This window comes from Labedaea rhizosphaerae (assembly GCF_004362825.1).
GTDB lineage: Bacteria > Actinomycetota > Actinomycetes > Mycobacteriales > Pseudonocardiaceae > Labedaea > Labedaea rhizosphaerae.
In genome coordinates, this window is record NZ_SNXZ01000001.1 from 972,607 (window position 1) to 992,622 (window position 20,016).

Annotated in this window: 18 protein-coding genes and 2 tRNA genes; 7 read left to right on the forward strand and 13 right to left on the reverse strand. The window is 70.4% G+C overall.

Annotated elements, in window-relative coordinates; genetic code table 11:
• Window positions 1-45 precede the first annotated feature (45 nt).
• The 4 genes from eccD to EV186_RS04390 all read left to right on the forward strand — a co-directional run bounded on the left by eccD (window position 46) and on the right by EV186_RS04390 (window position 3,661).
• On the forward strand, window positions 46-1,425 hold the full coding sequence (gene eccD, locus EV186_RS04375) for a type VII secretion integral membrane protein EccD (RefSeq protein WP_243753809.1): 1,380 nt from the start codon (window positions 46-48) through the stop codon (window positions 1,423-1,425).
• Complete coding sequence (gene eccB, locus EV186_RS04380; RefSeq protein WP_133847763.1) at window positions 1,425-2,840, forward strand: type VII secretion protein EccB; 1,416 nt, start codon at window positions 1,425-1,427, stop codon at window positions 2,838-2,840. The genes eccD and eccB overlap by 1 nt, the downstream gene beginning before the upstream one ends.
• Window positions 2,841-2,980: 140 nt before the next feature.
• Window positions 2,981-3,340: a WXG100 family type VII secretion target gene (locus EV186_RS04385; protein WP_133847764.1), complete on the forward strand. Its 360-nt coding sequence runs from the start codon at window positions 2,981-2,983 to the stop codon at window positions 3,338-3,340.
• A gap of 21 nt (window positions 3,341-3,361) precedes the next feature.
• Window positions 3,362-3,661: a WXG100 family type VII secretion target gene (locus tag EV186_RS04390; RefSeq protein WP_133847765.1), complete on the forward strand. Its 300-nt coding sequence runs from the start codon at window positions 3,362-3,364 to the stop codon at window positions 3,659-3,661.
• Between the two features lie 74 nt (window positions 3,662-3,735).
• On the opposite strand, the gene mycP is transcribed toward EV186_RS04390, so the two are convergent.
• Entirely contained in the window at window positions 3,736-4,923 is a 1,188-nt protein-coding gene (mycP, locus tag EV186_RS04395) for a type VII secretion-associated serine protease mycosin (RefSeq protein ID WP_133847766.1), read from the reverse strand.
• Between the two features lie 10 nt (window positions 4,924-4,933).
• The gene (locus EV186_RS04400; RefSeq protein WP_166659013.1) at window positions 4,934-6,934 is read right to left on the reverse strand and encodes a peroxidase family protein; all 2,001 of its coding nucleotides are present in this window, start codon (window positions 6,932-6,934) and stop codon (window positions 4,934-4,936) included.
• 91 nt (window positions 6,935-7,025) lie between these two features.
• Between EV186_RS04400 and EV186_RS04405 the strand changes: the two genes are divergently transcribed.
• Window positions 7,026-8,570 (forward strand): hypothetical protein, encoded by a 1,545-nt coding sequence (locus tag EV186_RS04405; RefSeq protein WP_133847768.1) that lies wholly within the window; start codon window positions 7,026-7,028, stop codon window positions 8,568-8,570.
• Between the two features lie 3 nt (window positions 8,571-8,573).
• Here EV186_RS04405 and EV186_RS04410 read toward each other — a convergent pair whose 3' ends face one another.
• The gene (locus tag EV186_RS04410; protein WP_208115469.1) at window positions 8,574-9,056 is read right to left on the reverse strand and encodes a YbaK/EbsC family protein; all 483 of its coding nucleotides are present in this window, start codon (window positions 9,054-9,056) and stop codon (window positions 8,574-8,576) included.
• Window positions 9,053-10,786, reverse strand: a complete 1,734-nt coding sequence (locus tag EV186_RS04415; RefSeq protein ID WP_133847769.1) for a non-ribosomal peptide synthetase — start codon at window positions 10,784-10,786, stop codon at window positions 9,053-9,055. The genes EV186_RS04410 and EV186_RS04415 overlap by 4 nt, the downstream gene beginning before the upstream one ends.
• A 212-nt stretch (window positions 10,787-10,998) precedes the next feature.
• Here EV186_RS04415 and EV186_RS04420 point away from each other — a divergent pair, with 212 nt between their 5' ends.
• Together EV186_RS04420 and EV186_RS04425 are read left to right on the forward strand one after the other, a co-directional pair.
• A complete protein-coding gene (locus EV186_RS04420; protein ID WP_133847770.1) occupies window positions 10,999-11,355 on the forward strand; it encodes a hypothetical protein in 357 nt (118 codons plus the stop codon).
• 127 nt (window positions 11,356-11,482) lie between these two features.
• Window positions 11,483-12,046, forward strand: a complete 564-nt coding sequence (locus EV186_RS04425) for a DUF3885 domain-containing protein (protein WP_208115550.1) — start codon at window positions 11,483-11,485, stop codon at window positions 12,044-12,046.
• A gap of 301 nt (window positions 12,047-12,347) precedes the next feature.
• On the opposite strand, the gene EV186_RS04430 is transcribed toward EV186_RS04425, so the two are convergent.
• The 9 genes from EV186_RS04430 to EV186_RS04470 form a co-directional block, all read right to left on the reverse strand.
• Window positions 12,348-12,791: a hypothetical protein gene (locus EV186_RS04430; protein WP_133847771.1), complete on the reverse strand. Its 444-nt coding sequence runs from the start codon at window positions 12,789-12,791 to the stop codon at window positions 12,348-12,350.
• A gap of 212 nt (window positions 12,792-13,003) precedes the next feature.
• Window positions 13,004-13,342, reverse strand: coding sequence for a hypothetical protein (locus tag EV186_RS04435; RefSeq protein ID WP_133847772.1), 339 nt, complete (start codon window positions 13,340-13,342; stop codon window positions 13,004-13,006).
• A gap of 470 nt (window positions 13,343-13,812) precedes the next feature.
• Window positions 13,813-13,885: transfer RNA gene (locus EV186_RS04440), tRNA-Arg, on the reverse strand.
• A gap of 35 nt (window positions 13,886-13,920) precedes the next feature.
• Window positions 13,921-14,010, reverse strand: a tRNA-Ser gene (locus tag EV186_RS04445).
• A 66-nt stretch (window positions 14,011-14,076) separates the two neighbouring features.
• The gene (locus EV186_RS04450; protein WP_133847773.1) at window positions 14,077-15,813 is read right to left on the reverse strand and encodes a phosphatidylglycerol lysyltransferase domain-containing protein; all 1,737 of its coding nucleotides are present in this window, start codon (window positions 15,811-15,813) and stop codon (window positions 14,077-14,079) included.
• Window positions 15,810-17,786 (reverse strand): acetoacetate--CoA ligase, encoded by a 1,977-nt coding sequence (locus EV186_RS04455; RefSeq protein ID WP_133847774.1) that lies wholly within the window; start codon window positions 17,784-17,786, stop codon window positions 15,810-15,812. Before EV186_RS04455 ends, EV186_RS04450 begins: the two co-directional genes overlap by 4 nt.
• Before the next feature lie 71 nt (window positions 17,787-17,857).
• Complete coding sequence (locus EV186_RS04460) at window positions 17,858-18,622, reverse strand: ESX secretion-associated protein EspG (RefSeq protein ID WP_133847775.1); 765 nt, start codon at window positions 18,620-18,622, stop codon at window positions 17,858-17,860.
• Window positions 18,615-19,574 (reverse strand): WXG100 family type VII secretion target, encoded by a 960-nt coding sequence (locus EV186_RS04465; RefSeq protein WP_133847776.1) that lies wholly within the window; start codon window positions 19,572-19,574, stop codon window positions 18,615-18,617. Before EV186_RS04465 ends, EV186_RS04460 begins: the two co-directional genes overlap by 8 nt.
• Window positions 19,571-20,011, reverse strand: coding sequence for a hypothetical protein (locus EV186_RS04470; protein ID WP_133847777.1), 441 nt, complete (start codon window positions 20,009-20,011; stop codon window positions 19,571-19,573). The genes EV186_RS04465 and EV186_RS04470 overlap by 4 nt, the downstream gene beginning before the upstream one ends.
• Between the last annotated feature and the right edge of the window lie 5 nt (window positions 20,012-20,016).

A 20,016-nucleotide genomic window follows, 5' to 3' on the forward strand; every position in this document is an offset into this window, starting at 1 on the left:
TGCCGCCGGACCGATCACGTGTCCGCAATAGGGCACCGTCGTGGCGTGCCTGTCCAGCTGGTTCGAGTCACCATCGCCGCGCCGAAACGCCGGATGGACCTCGCTTTGCCCGAGGACGCCGTGGTCGCCGAGATCATCCCCGGCCTGCTCGCGCGCGCGGGCGAGGAACTGGCGGACGACGGGCTCGACCACGGCGGCTGGGTGCTGCGCCGGTTCGACGGCGCACCGCTCACCCACACCAGAACCCTTGCCGCGCACCGGTTGCGTGACGGCGAGGTGCTGCGCCTCGCGCCCCGCCGACTGGAGTGGCCCGAACTGGAGTACGACGACCTCGTCGACGCCATCGCCACCGGCGCGAAGAAGCGCGCGCGCTGGGCGCCGCGCTACACCCGCACCGCGGGCCTGGCGATCGGCGCGGTCGCGCTGCTGCTCGGCCTGGTCGCGGTGGCGAACGCCGGTCCCGACTGGGCGGCGCCCGCACGCTGGGCGTTCGGCCAGGCGGTCCTGTTGCTGGTGGTGGGGATCGTGCTCGCGCGCGTCGTCGGCGACAGCGTGGCGGGCGCGTTGGCCGGGCTCGTCGCGTTGCCGTACGCGTTCGCGGGTGGCGCCTTGAGCCAGGCGGGCGCGGAGCTGGAGTTGCGGGACTTCGGTGCGCCGCAACTGCTTGTCGGGTGTGCCGCGCTCGCCGCGTTCGGGCTGGTCGGGTACATCGCGGTCGGCGACGGCACGTGGTTGTTCGCGGGCGGCGTCGCGACGGGGTTGTTCGGCATGGCCGGCGCGTGGCTCGGCACCGACCTGGGCCTGCCCGCCGACCACGTCGCCGCCGTGCTCGTCGGGTTCCTGCTGCCGCTGTCCCCGCTCTTCGGCTCGCTCGCGATCCGGCTGGGCAAGCTGCCGCTGCCGGTGCTGCCCCGCACCACCGCCGACCTCGTCCGCGACGACCCGCAGCCACCGCGTTCGCTGGTCTACCGCGCGGTGAACCGGGCCGACGCGTTGCTCACCGGCATGCTGACCGGCGCGTCCGTGGTGTGCACGATCGGCATCGTCACGTTGCTGCGCACCGGGAGCATGACGGCGCAGGTCCTCGCGCTGATCGCCTCGGCGGCGTTCCTCCTGCGTGCCCGGTTGCACCCGATCGTGCGGCAGCGGGTGCCACTGCTGGTCACCGGCCTGACCGGGCCCGCGGTCGCGTTGGTCGGGCTGGCGAGCCCCGGCAACGCCACAGGCCTCACGGTCGGCGCGTCCGGCGTGGTCGCCCTGGGCGCGGCGGCGATCGCCATCGGCATCGTCTACAGCAGGCGCGCGACGAGCCCGTACCTCGGTCGCTCGGCCGAGTTCGCCGAGGTGTTGCTGATCCTGACCGTGGTGCCCCTGGCGTGTTCGGTGCTCGGCCTCTACGGCTGGCTGCGGGGGCTGGGTGGCTGATGGGCACCAACAAGGACCAGCTGCAGGCCCACCAGTTCATGCTGCAGCGGGTGATCTCCGCGCTCGCCGTGCAGGAGACCGACCCGGAGCAGCCGCCGTTCCGCCGCCCCACGATGGCCGCGATCGCCGGCATCGTCATCGGGATCCTGTCGTGCGGTGCGGTGTGGGTGTTCGGCCTGCTCGTGCCCGGTGGCAACAAGTTCACGGCAACCGATGTCATCGCGGTCGAGGAGGAGACCGGCGCCCGGTTCGTGCTGATGGACGGCCGGCTGCACCCGGTCATGAACTACACCTCCGCGCTGCTCGCCCTCGACAAGCACGCCGACGTGCGGATGGTCTCGCACGCGACGCTCGCGGGCATCCCGGCCGGTGTGCCGATCGGCATCCCGGACGCGCCGGACTCGTTGCCCGGCAAGGACCAGCTGCTCAGCGGCGGCTGGAGCGTGTGCAGCCAGCCCGCGACGGACACGCAAGGCCAGCGCACGCAGCAGACGGTGCTGCTGGTCGGTCACACGCCCGACCACAGCTCCGCCCTCAACGGGCGTGGCGCCCTGGTCACCGCGGCCGGCCGCGAATACCTGCTCTACCAAGGTTTCAAGCACGAGATCACCGGCAACGTGACCGTGGCGCTCGGCCTGGCCGACAAGTCGGCGACCGACGTCGCGAGCCGGTGGCTGGACACGGTTCCGTCCGGGGCCCGGGTCGACCCGATCGCCGTGACCGATGCGGGCACGGCGTCGACCGCCGTGCCGGGCAAGAGCCTCGTCGCCGGGCAGCTGATCGAGGTCAACGACGCTCCGGACAACGGCCTCGACGACATCACCCAACCGCAGTTCTACCTGGTGCTGTCGGACCAGCTGATGTCGGTGAGCCCGCTGCAGGCCGCCGTGCAACACGTCCTCGACCCGCGCGCCAACCCGTACGTGCCGATGAGCAACCGGGAGCTGGCAGGCGCCGTGCGCACGCCGCCGGAGCCGTCGAAGAAGGGCGGCCTGCCCCGCAGCGTCCCGCCGGTCGCGCAGCTCGACGAGCCGGACGCGGCCGTGTGCGCGTTGTTCCAGCCGGGTGAGGACACGCCCCAGATCCTCGTCAGCGCAAGCCTTTCCGCCGCCGACCGCGGCTCGGCCACCGTCCCGCCGTCGCCCGACGGCATCGTGCGGGTGGCCGTGCCGGCGGGCAAGGCCGCGCTGGTCGAGGTCATGACCAGCCCCACCCAGGAACCGGGGCAGGGCACGATCGCGCTGGTGAACGACCAGGGCAAGCTGCACCCGCTGCTCGACCCGCAGCACGTGCAACAGGTGCTCGGCTACGACGGCGTCGTCCCGGTCCGGATCACCGAGGTGCTCACCGGCCGGGTTCCGGCGGCGAGCCCCCTGGGCCCGGACGCGGCCCGCGTGCCGGCCACCGGCGGCTGACCGGGTGGGGCCACCTCAGCCAGGACGGCCTGACCGCTAAATGCCGGTGAGCGGATTCATGCGCCGCGCCGCGCTACGTTCGTGACAACCCGCCGAAACGGGGGAAACGAATTTCGCCGAGAAAAGACATTGGAGTGACAATGGCCGGCGCAAACATGGCCCGTGCCCAGGGCGATACTTCGGCGCTGCTGAGTGCTTCGCAGATGACCGACCAGGTGGCCGAGCGGATGAAGGAGCACGCGGTCGTGCTGCAGTCCCGGCTCCAGCCGCTCGAGCAGGCGTGGGTGGGCAAGTCCTCCACGGCGTTCCAGACCTTCCACACCGACTACCAGACCTCGATGAACCGCCTGCAGCTCAAGCTCAAGGAGCTGGCCGTGCAGATCCGGCGCACCGCCGCCGCGCACGAGTCCGCGGACCAGACGAGCAACCAGAAGCTGGCCTCCGCGTCCGGTGGCGACAGCCCCGCGAGCAGCTCGCTTTCCGCCAACCTGAACGCCTGACCGGACCGAGGAGCTACCGAAATGGTTATTCGCGCGGAGTGGGAAACAATGCGGCAGGGCGCGAACGACGTCGCCAACGCCGTCAACCAGATGGACCAGGAGATGGCCACCTTCGAGCGGACGATGATGAACGTCTACGAGTCGTGGGACGGCCCGGCACGCAACGCCTTCGACGAGGCACGCCTGCAGTGGAAGGCGATCCAGCAGGACCTGCACGCCCGGCTCGCCCTGGTCGGTCAGGCGGTGACCGGCTCGGCCAGTGAGTTCGAGGCCAACGAGATGAACATGGCCCGGTCGACGCCCGGCGTCATCCAGGCCTAGTTCAACACCGAACGGGCCCGCGAGCACATCCCCTGCTCGCGGGCCCGTTCGTTTGGGTCGGGTGGCCCGAACGGTCAGGGAGTCCGCCGGGTGACCGTCCAACGGCGACGGTGACCGGCGACGACGAGACCGGCGACGACCAGCACGAGCGCGGTACCGCCGAGCAGCACGGTGGCCGTGTGCCGGGCCCGGTCGTTCTCGGCCGCGACGGCCGCGGCCTTGCGCCCCGCCACCGGATCCGGGTGCGGGGCGGGAATCGGCGTCGGCTTGGCGCCCGGCTCGCCGTCGCCCAGCGTCGTGTCCATGACGGCGCGGTACGGGTCGACGATCCCGGCGCCGTAGGCCGGGCCGCCCCGGCCGCCACGGGCCACGCTCGCCGTCTCGATCAGCCGGTCGGCCACTTGGGCCGCGGTCAGCTTCGGGTAAGCCGCACGCACGAGGGCGGCGACGCCCGCCACGTACGGCGTCGCGAAGCTGGTGCCGTTGTAGTACTTGAGGCCCTGGATGGGGTTGCAGCCGGTGACCTTGACCCCCGGCGCCACGAGCTTGACGAACGGGCCGGTCTGCGAGTCCGTCGCCTTGGCCCCGCTGATGTCGATGGACCCGACGCCCAGGACCCCGGGGTACGCGGCCGGGTACGGCGTGGGGTTGCCTTCCCCGCTGTGGTTGCCCGCGGCCGCGACGACCAGCACGTCGTGCGCCTGCGCGTACTCCACGGCGGAGCGGAGCACCGGGTCGTCGTCGAACATGGTCAGCGACAGGTTGAGCACCTTCACGCCGTTGTCCACCGTGTACCGGATGCCCTGCGCGACGATCGCCGCGCCGCCCTTGATCTCGTCGCTGTCGGTCACCCGGGCCGGCACGATCCGCACGTCCGGCGCGATCCCGTGGAAGGCCGTGCGCGCTATCGGGGCGGCCACGATGATGCTGGCGACCGCCGTGCCGTGCGCCGCGCAGTCGATCCGGGCCCCGGCCCGGTTGAGTACGAAGTCGTAGCCGGAGAACACCTTCTGGCGCAGCTGCGGGTTGTCGCTGTCCACCCCGGAGTCGACGACGCCGACCCGGATGCGCGCCCCCTTGGTCACCGGCCACACCCGGCTCGGGTCCAGGAGCTTGTCCTCCCACGGCCGGTCCGGGATGAGCGGGGTGATCGGCGTCCTGGTCAGGCAGCCGTTGGGCGGTGGTTCGGCGTGAGCCACCGCCGGTGCGCTCACCTGCACGCCCAGGCAGAACAGGGCGAGCGCCGCACACCTGACCTTCATTGCTGGGCCTTCATTGGCTCGGCGGGATCCGGAAGACGTTGTCCTGGGTCTGCGTGCCGGCGTCCATCGCGATGATCTGCGCGAGCGAGTGCCGGTAGGTCAGCCCGTACCGCTGCTCGATCAGCCGGAGCGCCGGGTCGTTGGCGAAGAAGAACCGGTCGCCGTCGCGCAGGTCGCGGAACTGCTTGGTCCACATGGCCTTCTGCAGTGCGCCGAGTTCCTGGCCGACCGGGTGGAACTCGCACATCATGCCGACGAACGCGTCCACCTTGTTCACGTTGCCGTAGATGGCTTTCAGGCGGGCGGCCGTCGTCGTCTTGCGTACCCCGGCCACGGCCGTCTCCTGCGCCTGCGGGGAGGCCGGCTCGCCGTTGACGGCGTTGCCGTTGATGTCGGTCAACTGGGTGAACTCGAGGATCTGCGGGTCGTCGATCGGCTTGCCTTGGACGTCGGAGGGGAACTCGTCGGTGTTCTCACCGGTGATGTCGGCGAACGACGTCACCGGCGCGAGCCCGTACGCCTTGCGCATCTCGTTGTAGGTCGGCATGCCGTGATCGCGACCGCGCTGCACGTCCACGGCGCCGAGGTCCATCACCGTGCCGTAGCAGTCGGGCAGCACCGTCGGCTTGCCACAGACCTTCGGGTCGCGCGCGCCCGGCTTGGGCACCTGGAACAGCACACTGCGCATCGAGTCGTCGATCAGCTCGTCGTTGCGGTACTGGTGGCCGTCGGCGAACTCCTTGGCCAAGCGCCCGATGCCGACCTGGCCGACCAGGTCCGGGTTGCCCTCGGTCGCGCTCAACGGGATCTCCAGCGTGCCGCCGCCGGTGTTGTTCGTGGTTGTGGTTCCACTGGTACCGCTTGCGTTCTTGACGATGCCGATGCCTTCCTGGCGGAACTCGGTGATCTGCGCGTCCGAGTAGTCGCCGTCGACGAACGGCGGGTCGAACTCGCCGTGCACCATGCTGTGCGCGCGGTACCCGACCGTCGCGAACTCGTTGGAGATCGACGGGTTCACACCCGGCTTGTAGCCGGTGTACTGCGGCATCTGGACGCCGACCGACGGCAGGAACTCGTTGTAGGTGATGAACTGGATCTCCGCGGCGACCAGCCGGCGGGCGACCTCGAACTTCTCCTGTTCGGGCAGCCCGAAGCTGGCCAACGAGTCGACGATCCGGTTGTGCTCGCGGGCGAAGAGGGTCTGGGCCAGGGTCAGCGGCGCGTTCTCGTTGGCCCGGAAGTCACCGGCGATCCGGATGTTCTCCGGGTGCGCCTGCAGCGGGCCGTCGGGCTCCATCACCGGCGCGGCCACCCGTGTGTCGCGGTCGCCCGCCCTGGGCAGGAACCCGTTGGGCAGCAAGAGTTTCGCCGAGTTGTTGGTCGGGTCGCCGTCGACCGGGCCCTCCCGCATCCAGTCCAGCCGGATCGGCGAGCTGCCATACACCTGCGAGGCGTCGATGAACGACGTGATCTGGTTGAGCTGCTGGCGCGGGCTGGCCGCGGTGCCGGTGCCCGGAGCGGCCGGGGTGCGCGTGAAGGCGATCTTGCCGTAGGCGTTCTTGTAGCGCTCCAGCGGATCGCCGGCGTCCCACTTGAGCGGCGCGTCCTCGCCGGGCGTGAAGTCCTCGAGGCCGATGTCGTGGTCGATGAACTGGCCCCAGATCCACACCCACTGCGACGCGTCGTTCTCGGAGAACACGTTCTGCCCGAGGTCGTTGAAGACGCGGTTGCTGATGTAGCGCGCGGACGGGCCGGTCACCATGGCGCCCTTGCCGTCGGCGTAGTTCGGCTTCGCGACGCGCAGGTACGGCGTGCCGGCCGCGCCCCACATCGGATGCTCGAGGTTGTTGCCGCGACCGTCGAGGGCCGGGCCGTTCGCGAGCAGGTCGGCGAGCTCGTCGCCGCCGCCGGGGTCGCCGGGCGCGGCACCGACCGGCAACGCGATCACGACGCCCGCGAGGACCGCGAGCACGCCCACGCCGATCAGGATCCGCCGGTGTTTGACCAACATGACGCCGAGGATCGATCGACGCGGTCCAGGGGGCATCCACCGGAGATACACGGTGTATCGGCACTGGACCGGGGCCGGGCACAGTCGTTTCGTGGAACCGTCCGCCAAGACGCCGGATCCAGCCGGGCTCGACCGCCGCGCCAAGGCGGCGATCGCGGCGTGCGTCGTGCTGCCCGTGCTGATCGGCATCGTCGTCACCGCCGGCACGTTCCGGCCACAACCGGCGCCACCGCCGCCGATGGTGGGGCACTGGGTGTACGTGCAGAGCCTCGGTGCCGCGGTGCACGTCGACGGCGGCAACAAGAAGGTGGACGCGTCCGTGCCGGTCGGCTCGGCCAGCGCCGACAGCCTGGTGGTGCAGGACCAGCACACGAACTACTTGGTGGACACCGACAAGACGATCGAGTTCACCCGGACCGGCGTGACCGACGACAAGCCGTCGGTGGGCGTCGGTGAGGCGCCGGTGCCCATGCAGGCGGGCGGGCGTGGGTACCTGGTGTATCGCGCGGCGGGCATGATCGTGCCGCTGGGCAGCCAGCAGCCGATCACCGCGGGGGTCAAGCTCGGTGCGCCGGTGATGACGCCGGCCGGCGAGCTGTGGGTCAACCGTCCCGACACCGGCGAGGTCTGCGTGGTCGAGACGACGTTGCAGTGCAAGGTGAAGATCCCGGCGCAGGGGGCGCTCACCCTGCTGGACGGCAAGCCGGTCTTCGTCGACACGGACACCTCGACGGTGCACCCCCTCACCACGAAGGACCGTCCCACGAAGCTCGGGGTCCGGCTGCCGGGCAACGCCCTGATCGGCGGGTCCTCAGTGGACGGCCGCATCCCGGTGATCGATCCGGTCGGCAACCGGCTGCTGCTCGTCGCCGTCGGCGGCGATGTGATGCGCGTGCCCTTGGCGCCCGGCAAGTACGAACGTCCTTGCACCGCGGGCGATGCGGTGGCCGTCGTCGACGAGAACACCGGCACGGTCACCAGTTACGACGCCACGGGCAACCGCCGCGCCACCCACATCCTCAGCGGCAACGCGCGCGCCACCCAGGGCGACGACGGCCGGGTGTACGTGGATTCGGCGGACGGGCTGAAAAGCGTGGTGATGGACCCCAACGGCACGCTGACGCCGGTCCCCACCAGCGACCAGATCCCACCGGTCTACAAGGAAGCGCCCTCGACCACGACCCCACCGCCGCCATCCCCGACCATCACGCCGACGACGACGGAGACCATCCCCGCCACCCCCGACACGGTGACGTTGACCCCCACCGCGCCGCCCGGCGGTACGAGCGGCGGAACGGGCGGCACGGGCAGCTCGGCGGCTGGTTCCACCACGAAGCCCAAGGGCCCGACGTCGACCAAGCCGCTGCCCGGCGCCCCCGGCCCGACCGTGGACGTGCTGAGCGCGACCCCCCTGGGCGACGGCAAAGCCCGCGTCCGCGTCTCCGTCCGCGGCGGCGGGTCGGCCTTCTGCCACGTGTTCTTCAACTCCGTGGAACGCGCGGCGGCCAAGTGCACCGGCCAAACCGATATCACCGCGACCGGCATCCCAGCGCACCAGCTCTACGACGTGCACGTGTTGGGTGTCAACGACAAGGGCACCGGAAACCCGGGCCGCCGCGTCCAAGTCGCACTGTAAGGATCACCTTGCAATGCGGGCGATGCGCGGCATGGCGACCTGCAGGTAGCTGCGGACGTCCAGTTCCAGGGAGCGGTCCAGGCGGGCGGCGTTGAAGTAGATCGTCGGGTGGTCGAGCAGCCGGACGTCGACGACGAGTTCGAGGGCGCCTTCGAAGGCGAACGGCGGGATCGAGCCGATCTTCGCGCGGCCGAACCGCTCCGCGACCTCCGCCGGGGCCAGGCTCGCGTCAGAACACCCGAAGAGCCTGCGCACCGACTTGAGGTGGACCCGCCGGTGGCCTTCGACGACCGCGAGCACGTACTTCGGTTCGGTTTCGCCCTTGAGCTCGACGATCAGGCACTTCGCCGCGTCGGTCAGGTCGTGCCCCCGCTGCGCGCTCGCCTCCGCGGTGGGGCCGGCCGGCTCGTGCTCCATGACCCGGTACGCGGTGCCGTGCGCGTCGAGGAGATGCAGGATCGCGTGGTAACCATCCTGGCCGGTCACGACTGGCCCACCAGGGACAACGCCGCGTCGCGGCCGTGGCGCCGGTAGGTGCGGATCAGCTCGGCGAAGCCGGCGACCGACGGGCGCTGCAGCCACACCGCGTCCGGCACGTCGACCTGGTAGGCACGCCCCAGCCGGGTCACCAAGCGAGCAGCCAGGGCCGAATCGCCGCCCATGGCGAAGAAACTCTCCCCGACGTCCACCGACTTGATCGCCACCAGATCACCGACGATCTCGCTCACGTCGCGTTCCAGGTCGGTGTCGGCGGTGCCGTCCAGCGACTCGAGCAACAACGTCCGGTTCACCTTTCCCTGGGTGGTCAGCGGGAACGTGTCCACCGCGTGGACCTCGGCCGGGACCATGTAGTCGGGCAACCGCTCGCGGAGCACCCGCAGCACGCCGTCGGTGTCGACACCGTCGTCGAGCTGCACGAACGCGGTGAGGGCGGCCGCACTGGTGCCAGGCGCGCGCAAGGCCACCGTCACCGCACGAACCCCCTCGATGCCGCGCATGACCGTCTCGACCTCGCCGAGTTCGATGCGGTGACCGCCGAGCTTGACCTGGTCGTCAGTACGGCCGACGTAGACGAGCATCCCGCCGCCGTCGCGGCGGACGAGGTCGCCGGTGCGGTAGACCCGGCCGCCGTCCGACCCGGGATCCGGCAGGAACGCGGCGGCCGTCATGGCGGGCCGGTGCAGGTAACCGCGACTGACCGGCGGGCCGCCGACGTACAACTCGCCGACCTCGCCGTCCGGGACCGGGCGCAGCTGCTCGTCCAGCACCCGCAAAGTGGCGCCGGCGATGGCGTGCCCGATCGGCACCGGTCCGTCGCCACCGGTCGCGGCCGGGAATTCGTTGGCACAGCAGGCAACCGTCGCCTCGGTGGGGCCGTACTCGTTGACGATCACCGTGTCCGGGCTTGCGGTGCGCCACAAGTCCAGCTGAGCGAACCGCAACGCCTCCCCGCCGATCAGCAACCTGGCCGCGCCGCCGGCCGTCGCGGGGTCGAGCGCCGCCGAGAGCAGGTCGAGGTGGGCCGGGGTGAGCTTGACGAAGCCGAGACCGCCGCGGGCCAAGGCCATGGGCAGTTCGTCGATCAGGGATTCGGCGCCGGGCAGCACATGCACCGGGCGACCGGTGAGCAGCGGCACGAACAACGAGGTGATGCCGAGGTCGGTGTTGAGCGGGCTTTGCAGGACGGCGCCACCTTCGGCGCCCCCGTAGTGCTCGGCGGCCCAGGTCAGGTAGTTGACCACGGAGGCGTGCTGGACCATGACGCCCTTGGGCGTGCCGGTCGAGCCGGAGGTGTAGATGACGTAGGCGAGGCTGTCCGGGTCGGGGTGGTGCGCAGGCGCATCGGCCGGGAAGCTGTCGATGATCGACTCGTCACAACGCAGCCGCTCCTCGGTCAACGTCAGCAGAACATGCGCGTCCTCGACGATGAACCGTTTGCGCTCCAGTGGTTCCAGCGGGTCGATCGGCAGGAAAGCGGCGCCCGACTTGAGCACCCCGAGGACCGCGACCACGAAGTCGACCGACCTCGGCAAACTGATGCCGACGACCACCTCGGCAGCGGCGCCCCGGCCCGCCAAGTAGGCGGCAACCTGGTTGCTGCGCCGGTCCAACTCGCCGAAGGTGAGGCACTCCTCCCCGGCGATCACCGCCGGCGCGTCCGCGCAGCCCAGCCGAGCGGCGAACAACTCGGGAAGGCTCAACACCCGTTCGTCCATGATCGATTCCCAACCGTGCTGGGACCCACCCGACGCGGCGGCGCCAGGGCAACCCGGAGCATGGCGGCCGAAGCCATAACGGACCAATAGTCGGCGCTGTTTGCCTGCCCGGCGAGGGCGTTGGTGGCGCAGTAACGATGTGACCCCACAGTGGGATAGCGTCTGTAATCGGGTGCTTTGGGGGGTCTGTGAAGAGTCGGTTCGAGCTGTGGATGCGCCTCACCATGGTGCTTGGTGCTGTCTTGTTTGTGGCTCTTCCCATCGGGTTCTGGCATGACAAGCACGGGGTCACGGTGTCCGCGATCCTCATCGGCCTGTTCAGTGCTTCGTGGGCACTGTCTGGCCTGCGCCGATGGCTGGATGTCGTGGTCTCGGTGGGGCACATCGCGCTTGGGGCAACCTCGGTGGGGCTCGGCGTTGCCATGTCGTTGCCGGCGCTGCTCTGGCTCGGCGTGTTCATGCTGGTCACCGGCGTCCGGGAGATAGTCAGGTCGCGCAAGGCCGGGACGAGCCCCCGCGAGCGGCGCTCGAAGACAGACACACTGAGCCACACGTTCTTGGACAACTGAACTCCGCGCCGGCGCGCCACCGCACGGAACCGGACCACCCGCGCCGCCCAACCGCGCCCTCCTGCTTCCCTGGAGGCTGCCTGCCCGGCGAGGGCATATCGTTCGACAGGCGGATTAGCGTCAGGTCGTGGCGAACGAGGACTTGCTGGCCCGCTGGGATGAGAATTGGCTGTCGTGCCAGCCGTACGGGCCTGTCCTGCGACAGGTGTATCCAGATCGCTGGGTGCGGTTTCATACTTTGCCGGGATCGAAGCGCTACCCGGACACGGTGGACGAGCTCGCCACCATACTTGGCCGCTACAACGCCATCCTCGACGAGCTGTTTTGCGGTCAGGATGTCTTCGTCGTCAGCCCGGACTGGAGCGACGAGCCACCCGCGCCCTCACGCCCTGCGGAGCATGAAGCCTGGCATCCGGGCGCACGCTACTGGACCTCGGTCGACCTGGAGAGCGGCTCGCAGTGGCACATGTACGTGAGCACCGTCCACTGGACGCCCGGGTGCCTGGATCCCCTGCTCGACGCTGCCGCCGACGACAAGACGGCCGGCGTGCTCATCATGGATGCAACGATGCGGCGAGTCTGTCATCCGTACGACGGCGGCATTGACGTCTTGCTGGTTGACCTCGCCGAGGTGGATCCGGTTCGAAGCAGGTTCACTGACTGGTTGTCGCCGAACGCGTCTGGGCTGTAGGCCCTGGTTCGCCGTCGGCTCTTCGGTGGCTGTGCCGAAGGTGGCCAAGCTGCTCCCGGTCATCGACGAGAACGCGTGATTTTGTGTGGGCGTGATCTTGGCGCCCGCAGACATGTTGCCGTCTCGACCCGTGCGCGGACGGCCTGCAAGCAGTCGGTCCATGCTTGTGGGCCTGCCTCGCACCGGGTAGGCAGTGCCGGCCGATGGGGAAGCCACCGCGCGGAACTCCAACCACCCGCCCCTGCTCGGCAGCGCTCCCCTTGCTTCCCTGGAGGCTGTCCGCCCGGCGAGGGCCATTTCTTCAGCTTGCCTCGACTGCGACGCCTAGGTCGTCTACGGCAGCGTCGTACTGCTCGCGGTCGAACATGAATGGTCCGAAGGAGCTGTAGTCCCTCGTGGGCCGGTGAGGCTGTCGGAAGTGGGACCAGATCACAAGGTCGCCTGCCAGGGTGATCCGGGCCATGAGTGGCCAGCAGCCGACGTCACCGCAGTCGCATGCGAGCAGAGGTGTGTCGACACCGAGCCCGAAGTCGGAAGTGCCGTGGAAGAGGTCGTTCATCGAGTCGTGGCGGAAGAACGATGGGACGAGGCCGCCGTACGCCCCACCAGCCGGATGCATGCCGGCGGCGAGCTCGAACCGGTCGATCAGGGTGGTAAGCGCGGTGCCGTCAATGGCCGGAACGACCTCGAACGCGTCATCCGGTCCGCGGCGCCGGTACTCGAAACGGATCGCGTGATTAGCCACGGCTCATCGTCGCAGGAGGACCAGGCTGGTTCCAAGCGTGCGGGGGCTCCGCGGCTTGCGGGTTCTACTCGAACCGACCCGCTCGGTCTGCGCCTCAGCAACCGGTCGCCTTCGGTGGCTTCCCCGCACGGAACCCGACCACCCGCCGCACCGACCAGCGCTCCCCGGCTTCCCTGGAGGCTGCCCGCCTGGCGAGGGCATGTCGTTGGAGCCTATTGCTGCATGGTCAAGGCCATTTGCCAAAGATCGTGGTCGGCCCATCGCCGCAAGTACCGGTGGCGGCGGCGCGACGGGGTCGCGAGCCATTCGTTTGCGGCGAGCAACATGACCGCGTGAGCCTGCTCGTCGGTGAGGAGTTCAGACTCCCAGCCGATCCGGACCAGGCTTTCGCTCTCGAACAGATCCGTAAGGTCAGCCCACAGCATGTAGAGCGTCCCGTCTGGATATCCCTTGACCATCCAGTCGGTGGCTAGCCCGGCGATCAGTGCGCCGGTCTCGTAGGCGTGCTGCGGGTCGGTGCTCCTGGCGACCTCGCTGATCAGTGGATCCACATCGCGGTAGAGCGCCCGATCTCGACGCCATGACACGATGGCCGTGGTCCGAAGCCTCCAGAGTGCCCGCTTCCACCACGATTCCGGGGACGACCGCCGCGACCGTCGTTGGCTCCCGTTGGCAGTCTCGGATGCGGCGTCCTGCCTGGCGCGGCGACGACGGCTGCTCACGGTGGCAGGTTAAGCCTCATGTGACGCGCGGACACACTGTTATTGACCTTGATGCCGTGGCCGCGGCGCGCCTTGAAGCATCCGGCCGCGTGTCTGCCGCTCGACAAGCATGTCCGCGCGCACACGACCTCCCGAGGAGTCGCCAACACAGCGGAACGCGCCGGTCATGCGCTCCCACACTCGACGAATGCGCCCGATTTTGTGTCGGTTTCGTGTGGGCATGATCTTGACGCCGCAGACATGAGAAAGCCCCGCTACCTGTTTGACCAGGTAGCGGGGCTTGCTGTCTCAACCAGACGCGCGCCCGAAGGGATTCGAACCCCTAACCTTCTGATCCGTAGTCAGATGCTCTATCCGTTGAGCTACGGGCGCTTGTTCAGTTGTGTGCTCGGCCGAGGCCGAGACAGCGGAGGCTCCGGGATTTGAACCCGGGAGGGGCTGTGAACCCCAACCGCATTAGCAGTGCGGCGCCATAGACCAGACTAGGCGAAGCCTCCCGGGGCCCCAGGCCGCTCGACGAGCAGAGTACACAGGCCGCTCATCGCCCTCCAAACTGGCCCCACCTACCGCCGCAGGACGCGCAGCAACGCCGGCGGGCGACCGCCGAAACCCTCGGCTTCGATGGCCGCCAACGCGATCCGCGGGAGGTCGCGCACTGCGGGAAACAGCAGGTAGCGGGGCACCCAAGCCGGGTCGAACTTGGCGTTGAAGCGGTACAGCGACTCGATCTGCCACCACCGCGAACCCAGCCGCAGCGCGCGGGCCCACAGCCGGGCGACCGGACCGGCACCGATGCGGCGGCCGCGTTCCAGGGCGGCGCGGAACACCGCGAAGTTCAGCGACACCCGCGACACGCCTAGGGCCGGGCACTGCGCCAGCAGCGAGGTGATCATCAGCTCGTTCAGCCCGTTGTCGCCCGCCAGCCGATCGCGGCGCATCAGGTCCAGGGACAGGCCGTCGCGACCCCACGGCACGAACTGCAACATGCCGCTGACCTGGTCATCCTTCTCCGCCGTCACGACCACGCATGCGGGGTCCACGCGGGCGGCGGGCCGGGACAACGCCATTGAGAAGCCTCGTTCGGTCTCGGTGCCGCGCCAGCGTTCGGCCAGCTCGGCCAGGCTTTGACGCTCCGGCTCCGCCAGCTCGGCGACGCGGCGGACCGACACCGTGTACCCGGCGCGCCGCAGCTTCGCCACGGCCTGCCGCACGCCACGCATGCACCGGCCGTCCAGTGTGAACGTCGCCACATCGACCACGGCCTCGTCGCCGAGTTCCAGCGCGTCCAGGCCATGCCGGCACCACACCGTCGCGCCCAGCTCGGAGCAACCCAGCACCGCGGGCACCCAGCCGTGCCCGCGGCACTCGGCGCGGAACGCCTCGATCGCGCCCGGCCACGCCTCCTTGTCGCCGAGCGGGTCGCCCGACGCCAGCGCGACCCCGGCCAGCACCCGGTAGCTCACCGCCGCCTTGCCGGTCGGGGACAGCACCACCGACTTGTCGCTGCGCAACGCGAAGTACGCGAGCGAGTCGCCCGTGCCGTGCCGGTCGATCAGCTCACGCAGGCGGTCCGCCTCGTCGGTGGACAGGCCCGGCTTCGGCTCCGCCGTGCGCAGCAGGAAGTACCCGCCGAGCAGCAACGCACCCATGCCGAACACCCCGCCGACCAGCGCGACGAGGTCGCCCATCCACTCCGAGCCGAACCGGACGTCGCCGCTGATCCCGGCGAACGACAGCGCCGCGTGCTCGACGCGTTGCCACCACCCGTCGGCCATGACCATGTGCTTGGGCGGCAGCGTGAGCAGCAGCATGTTGATCACGAAGCCGGCGCCGACGAGCTGGCAGAACACCAGCACGCCCCGCCCCTTGCCCACCGGATCGGGCTGCGCGGTGAACTCACTCCTGGTCCGCAGCAACGCCACACCCAGCGCCAACGCGGTCAGCGCGGACCCGACCCCGCGCCAGAGCACCAGGTGCGGCAGCGCGATCGACGCGCACATCAGCAACGCGAGCTGCCACGCCCGGCGCTTGCGCCTGCGCAGACCCGTGGCCACCATCAGCAACAACACGCCCGACGCGAGCACCAGTGCCGCCGCCGCGAGCGTGGCCTGCGGCGGGAGGTCGAGCCAGCGCTCGACGGTGCCCCGCAGCCGCACCCGACCAGCCGGCCAGACCACCGACGCCACCGCGATCAGCCCGACGATCCGGGCCGACCAGGTGATCACGCGCACGGTCTCCCGGCTCGCGACGGCGGTCCTGGCCGACGCCTGGTCGAGCGGCCTCGCGGCGGCGACGATCATGTGACCAGGTCCAGGAACGGTGCCAGCGCGTCCGGGTTGGCCAGCGCATCCCGGCTGACCGCCTTCTCCGGAGCCACACCCGCCAAGATCTTCTTCACCGGGACCTCGCACTTCTTGCCGTTCAGGGTGCGTGGCACCTCCGCGACCACCAGGAAGCGGTCCGGCACGTGCCGCGGCGACAACGTCGAGCGCAGGGCCTTGCGAAGCTGCGGCTCGACGGCCTCGAGCGACGCACCCGGCGCGAGGACCAGGAAACACAGCAGCTCGCCGTCGGTCTGCCCGGCCCCCGACGTGTCGATCACCAGGGAATCCGCCACCTCGTCGAAGCCCTCGACGACCCGGTAGAACTCGCTCGTGCCCATCCGGACACCGCCCCGGTTCAGCGTGGAGTCGCTGCGGCCGTAGATCACCGCGGAGCCGCGGGTGGTGATGCGGATCCAGTCGCCGTGGCGCCAGACGCCGGGGTAGGTCTCGAAGTACGACTCATGCAGCCTGGTGCCGTCCGGGTCGTTCCAGAAGAACACCGGCATCGACGGCATCGGCTCGGTCACGACCAGCTCGCCGACCTGTTCGACGACCGCGTGGCCAGCCTCGTCGAACGACGCGACCGCGGCGCCCAGCGCGCGGCACGACAGCTCGCCCAGCCACACCGGCACATCCGGTGCGGACCCGACGAACGCCGTGCACAGGTCGGTGCCGCCGGACACCGAACAGATCTGCACGTCCGCGCCCACCTCGTCGGCGATCCAGCGGAAGCCCTCCGGGGTCAGTGGCGCGCCGGTCGAGCCGAGCGCGCGCAGCGACGACAGGTCGAACTTCGCGGCCGGCTTGACGCCCGCCTTGAGGCACGACTGCACGTACGGCGCCGACGTGCCGAAGAAGCTGACCTCGTTGTCCTGTGCCAGCTTCCACAGCGCGTCGAGGTCGGGGTGGGCCGGGCTGCCGTCGTACAGGACGATCGTCGACCCGACGAGCAGGCCGGAGATGAGGAAGTTCCACATCATCCAGCCCGTCGTGGTGAACCAGAAGAACTTGGCGCCGGGACCGAGGTCGCAGTGCAGCGCGAGCTCCTTGAGGTGCTCGACCACGATGCCGCCGTGACCCTGCACGATGCCCTTGGGCAGGCCGGTGGTGCCCGACGAGTACAGCACCCACAGCGGGTGGTCGAACGGCACCGCCTCGAAGGCCAGTTCGCCTTGGCGGTCAAGCAGATCGCGCCACGGCAGCGTGTCGGGCAGCGTCGCCTCGCCGGTGAGGTAGTCGATCAACACCGTCGCGGTCAGCGCCGGGATCTCGGCCCGCAGCTTCTCGATCGTCGGCCGCACGTCGAAGGACCGTCCGTTGTAGACGTATCCGTCCACCGCGAACAGCACGACCGGCTCGATCTGGGCGAACCGGTCGACCACGGCCCGCACGCCGAAGTCCGGCGAGCACGACGACCACGTCGCCCCGAGGCTGGCCGCGGCGAGGAACGCCACCAGGGTCTGCGGGCAGTTCGGCGCGAGCGCGACCACCCGGTCGCCCCGGTTGACGCCGAGCTCGACCAGCGCGGACCGCACGGCGGCGACCTGCGCGCGCAGCTCCCCGTAGGTCAGCTGCTCACGGTGCCCGTCCTCGCGCTCGAACACCAGCGCCAGGTCGCCGTCGCCCTTGCCCGGCCCCTCGGCCAGCGCGTGCTCGGCGTAGTTCAGCGTGGCGCCCGGGAACCACCGCGCGCCCGGCATCTTCCGCTCCTCGAGCACCCGCTCGGGCTGGTCGTGGAAGATCACGCCGAGGAAGTCGGCGAGCGCGCCCCAGAAGTCCTCGATCGACCCCGTCGACCAGCGCCACAGCGCCTCGTAGTGGGCCAACCGCACGCCACGCTCGTCGGCGAGCCACTGCCGGAACGCGGCCATCCGGGTCCCGGCGACCTGCGCGGGATCGGGCTGCCACAACAGTTCCGGCTCGGGCGCGGTGTCGGTGCTCTGCGTCATGACCCGTTCTTATCCCACACGAACGACGGTGACCATAGGGGTGGACCACATGAGCCCTGGGACACACCGGGTCACCGCACCTCGTCGAGCAACTCCCCCGCCATCCGCACCAGCCGCGCGGCGTCCACAGGCGTGATCGTCAGCCAGCCGGCCCGCAGCTGCACCGCGTACCGGCCGTCGTCGGTGTCGAGCCAGTTCAGCACCGTGCCGGCGCGGTGCTCCCGCGGTGTGCGCCCGGAAGCGCCGAGCTGACCACCCGCCCGGCGCCTGGTAACCGCCTTGGCCAGCGTGCTCGCGTCGGTGTCGCGCAGGCCGCCGGCCTGCAACGCACGTGTGAATCCGGTGACTCCATCCCGTTCCCCCTCCTCACAGGCGGCACGGTACTCGGCGATACCGACATTCACGGGACGCCCAGGTCCGGCGGGTAGCGGGCGCAGCGAATCGAGCAGCGATCCGACGATTCGGTGCGCGGGCACCGGACCCATCCGCACCTCGTCGCCGACCCGGGCCAGCGCGGCGGCGCCCCGGCGTCCGACCGCACCGAGCCCGCGCAACGGCACGTCGTCGCCGTGCACGACGAGGTCCGCGCAGGTCGTGTACTCGGCCACGGTCCGCAGGGTCAGGGCGACGTCGCGGGCCGGGCGTGCGACCGTGCCCAGCTCGCGGCTCTCCAACGCCGCCGACACCTGGTCGGCGAGTTCCTGCGCCGACTTCGTGGTGCGGCCGAGCCGGTCGAGCTCCAGCACGGCGGGCAGGTCGCCGAGGTCGAGCGCCTGCCACAGCACGACGAACTCGGTCGACGACAGCTGCAGCCAGCCCGAACTCGGGTCACGCACCGGGCTCGCCGATCACCGGCGGCGCGACCTGGCCGGCGCTGCCCCACAGGTCGTCGTCGGCTTCGAGGTACTTGGGCGCCTTGCGCTCCTGGTCTTCCTCGCGCCGGGCACCGCCCATGCCGGGCACCATGCCCATCGACCGGCCCGGCCCGGTCGACCGTTGCTCCGGCCGGTCCTCGTGCGCGGCCGCGGCGGCGGGGACCGGCGGGCCACCCGAAGGGCCGGGCGCGGCCGGAGCCGCCTCGAGTGGTTCGGCGGGTAAGGCACGCGGCGCCACCGGAGTACGCGGCGCCGGATCCTGGGTCGAGTCCTGGGGCGGGGTGTGCGGCGGCGGCTCGGGCCGCGGTTCGGGCTTGGGCGCGATGCGCGGGCGGTGGTACGGCGAGGAGAAGGCGGGCACCGTGCCGTAGACCTCGCGGCTGCCGCCCTGGAACTCCTGCATCACGCCCGCGGCCTGCTTGTGCGCCTCCCGGCGTTCGTGCAGCACCTGGGTGTTGTCGGAGCTGATCGCGGCCACGGAGACGAAGTCGTCGCCGTTGAACGTGTCCGGCGTGATCGTGTCGACCGGGGGCGCGAACGGCGCGGGCATGGCCCGGCGGGCGTGGGCGAGGTTGTTGATCTCGCGGGTCACGCAGCCGGACGCCTCGAGCGCGCCGACGCCGGTGTCCTTGGTCCAGTTCACCAGGTGGTTGACGCTTTCCCTGGCCGAATCGGCGGCCGGCCCCTCCCACGCGTGCTCGACCTGGGCGACGGCGGCGGCAAGATCGCGGGAGAGCTGCTCGAGGTCCTCGCCGAGCGCCGCCCACCGAGCCGAGACGTCGGTCGCGCCGTCGAGGTCGACGCCCTCGTGGACCATCCGGTAGAGCTCGGCGTGCTGGTAGGTCATCCAGTCGACCGGCTGGTCGAGGTCGGTCGGGGTCGGCTCCGGACCCGGTCGCGCCGCGAACATCATTCGCCCCCTTGCACGGTGACGCCGGTGAGACCGAGGTGCCGCGCGGCCTTGCGGACCCGGTCGGCGTTCTGGTCGTCGGTGGTCTCGTAGAGCTGGGCGGCGGCGCGGACCGTGGCCTCTAGGTCGTCGATGACCTGCAGGAACTCGGCCATCACCGAGGTCATGGACAGCGAGTCGGTCGACGCGACGGCGCGCAGCCGCGCGGCGACGATGTCGCCGACCCAGTTGTCGCCGAAGCGCAGCGGTCGGTCGAGATCGGCGCAACCGGTCACCAGGTCGGCGGCCCGAGCGCGGAGCTGAGCGAGGTTCGCGAGCAGCACGCCCGCCTCCGCCTTGTCCATCCGCAGCCCGCCGAGCTCAGCGGACTCCCGGGCCTTGTGCACCTCACCGGCGACCGGGGTGAGCCGGTCCGCGGCCATGTCCGGGAAACCCGTCATGTCCT

Excerpts from the sequence above, each read along its gene's own strand:
- eccB (WP_133847763.1), top strand. The coding sequence starts at position 1,425 with ATGGGCACCAACAAGGACCAGCTGCAGGCCCACCAGTTCATGCTGCAG.
- EV186_RS04385 (WP_133847764.1), top strand. The coding sequence starts at position 2,981 with ATGGCCGGCGCAAACATGGCCCGTGCCCAGGGCGATACTTCGGCGCTG.
- EV186_RS04390 (WP_133847765.1), top strand. The coding sequence starts at position 3,362 with ATGGTTATTCGCGCGGAGTGGGAAACAATGCGGCAGGGCGCGAACGAC.
- mycP (WP_133847766.1), bottom strand. The coding sequence starts at position 4,923 with ATGAAGGTCAGGTGTGCGGCGCTCGCCCTGTTCTGCCTGGGCGTGCAG.
- EV186_RS04400 (WP_166659013.1), bottom strand. The coding sequence starts at position 6,934 with ATGTTGGTCAAACACCGGCGGATCCTGATCGGCGTGGGCGTGCTCGCG.
- EV186_RS04415 (WP_133847769.1), bottom strand. The coding sequence starts at position 10,786 with ATGGACGAACGGGTGTTGAGCCTTCCCGAGTTGTTCGCCGCTCGGCTG.
- EV186_RS04420 (WP_133847770.1), top strand. The coding sequence starts at position 10,999 with ATGCGCCTCACCATGGTGCTTGGTGCTGTCTTGTTTGTGGCTCTTCCC.
- EV186_RS04450 (WP_133847773.1), bottom strand. The coding sequence starts at position 15,813 with ATGATCGTCGCCGCCGCGAGGCCGCTCGACCAGGCGTCGGCCAGGACC.
- EV186_RS04455 (WP_133847774.1), bottom strand. The coding sequence starts at position 17,786 with ATGACGCAGAGCACCGACACCGCGCCCGAGCCGGAACTGTTGTGGCAG.
- EV186_RS04465 (WP_133847776.1), bottom strand. The coding sequence starts at position 19,574 with ATGATGTTCGCGGCGCGACCGGGTCCGGAGCCGACCCCGACCGACCTC.
- EV186_RS04470 (WP_133847777.1), bottom strand. The coding sequence starts at position 20,011 with ATGACGGGTTTCCCGGACATGGCCGCGGACCGGCTCACCCCGGTCGCC.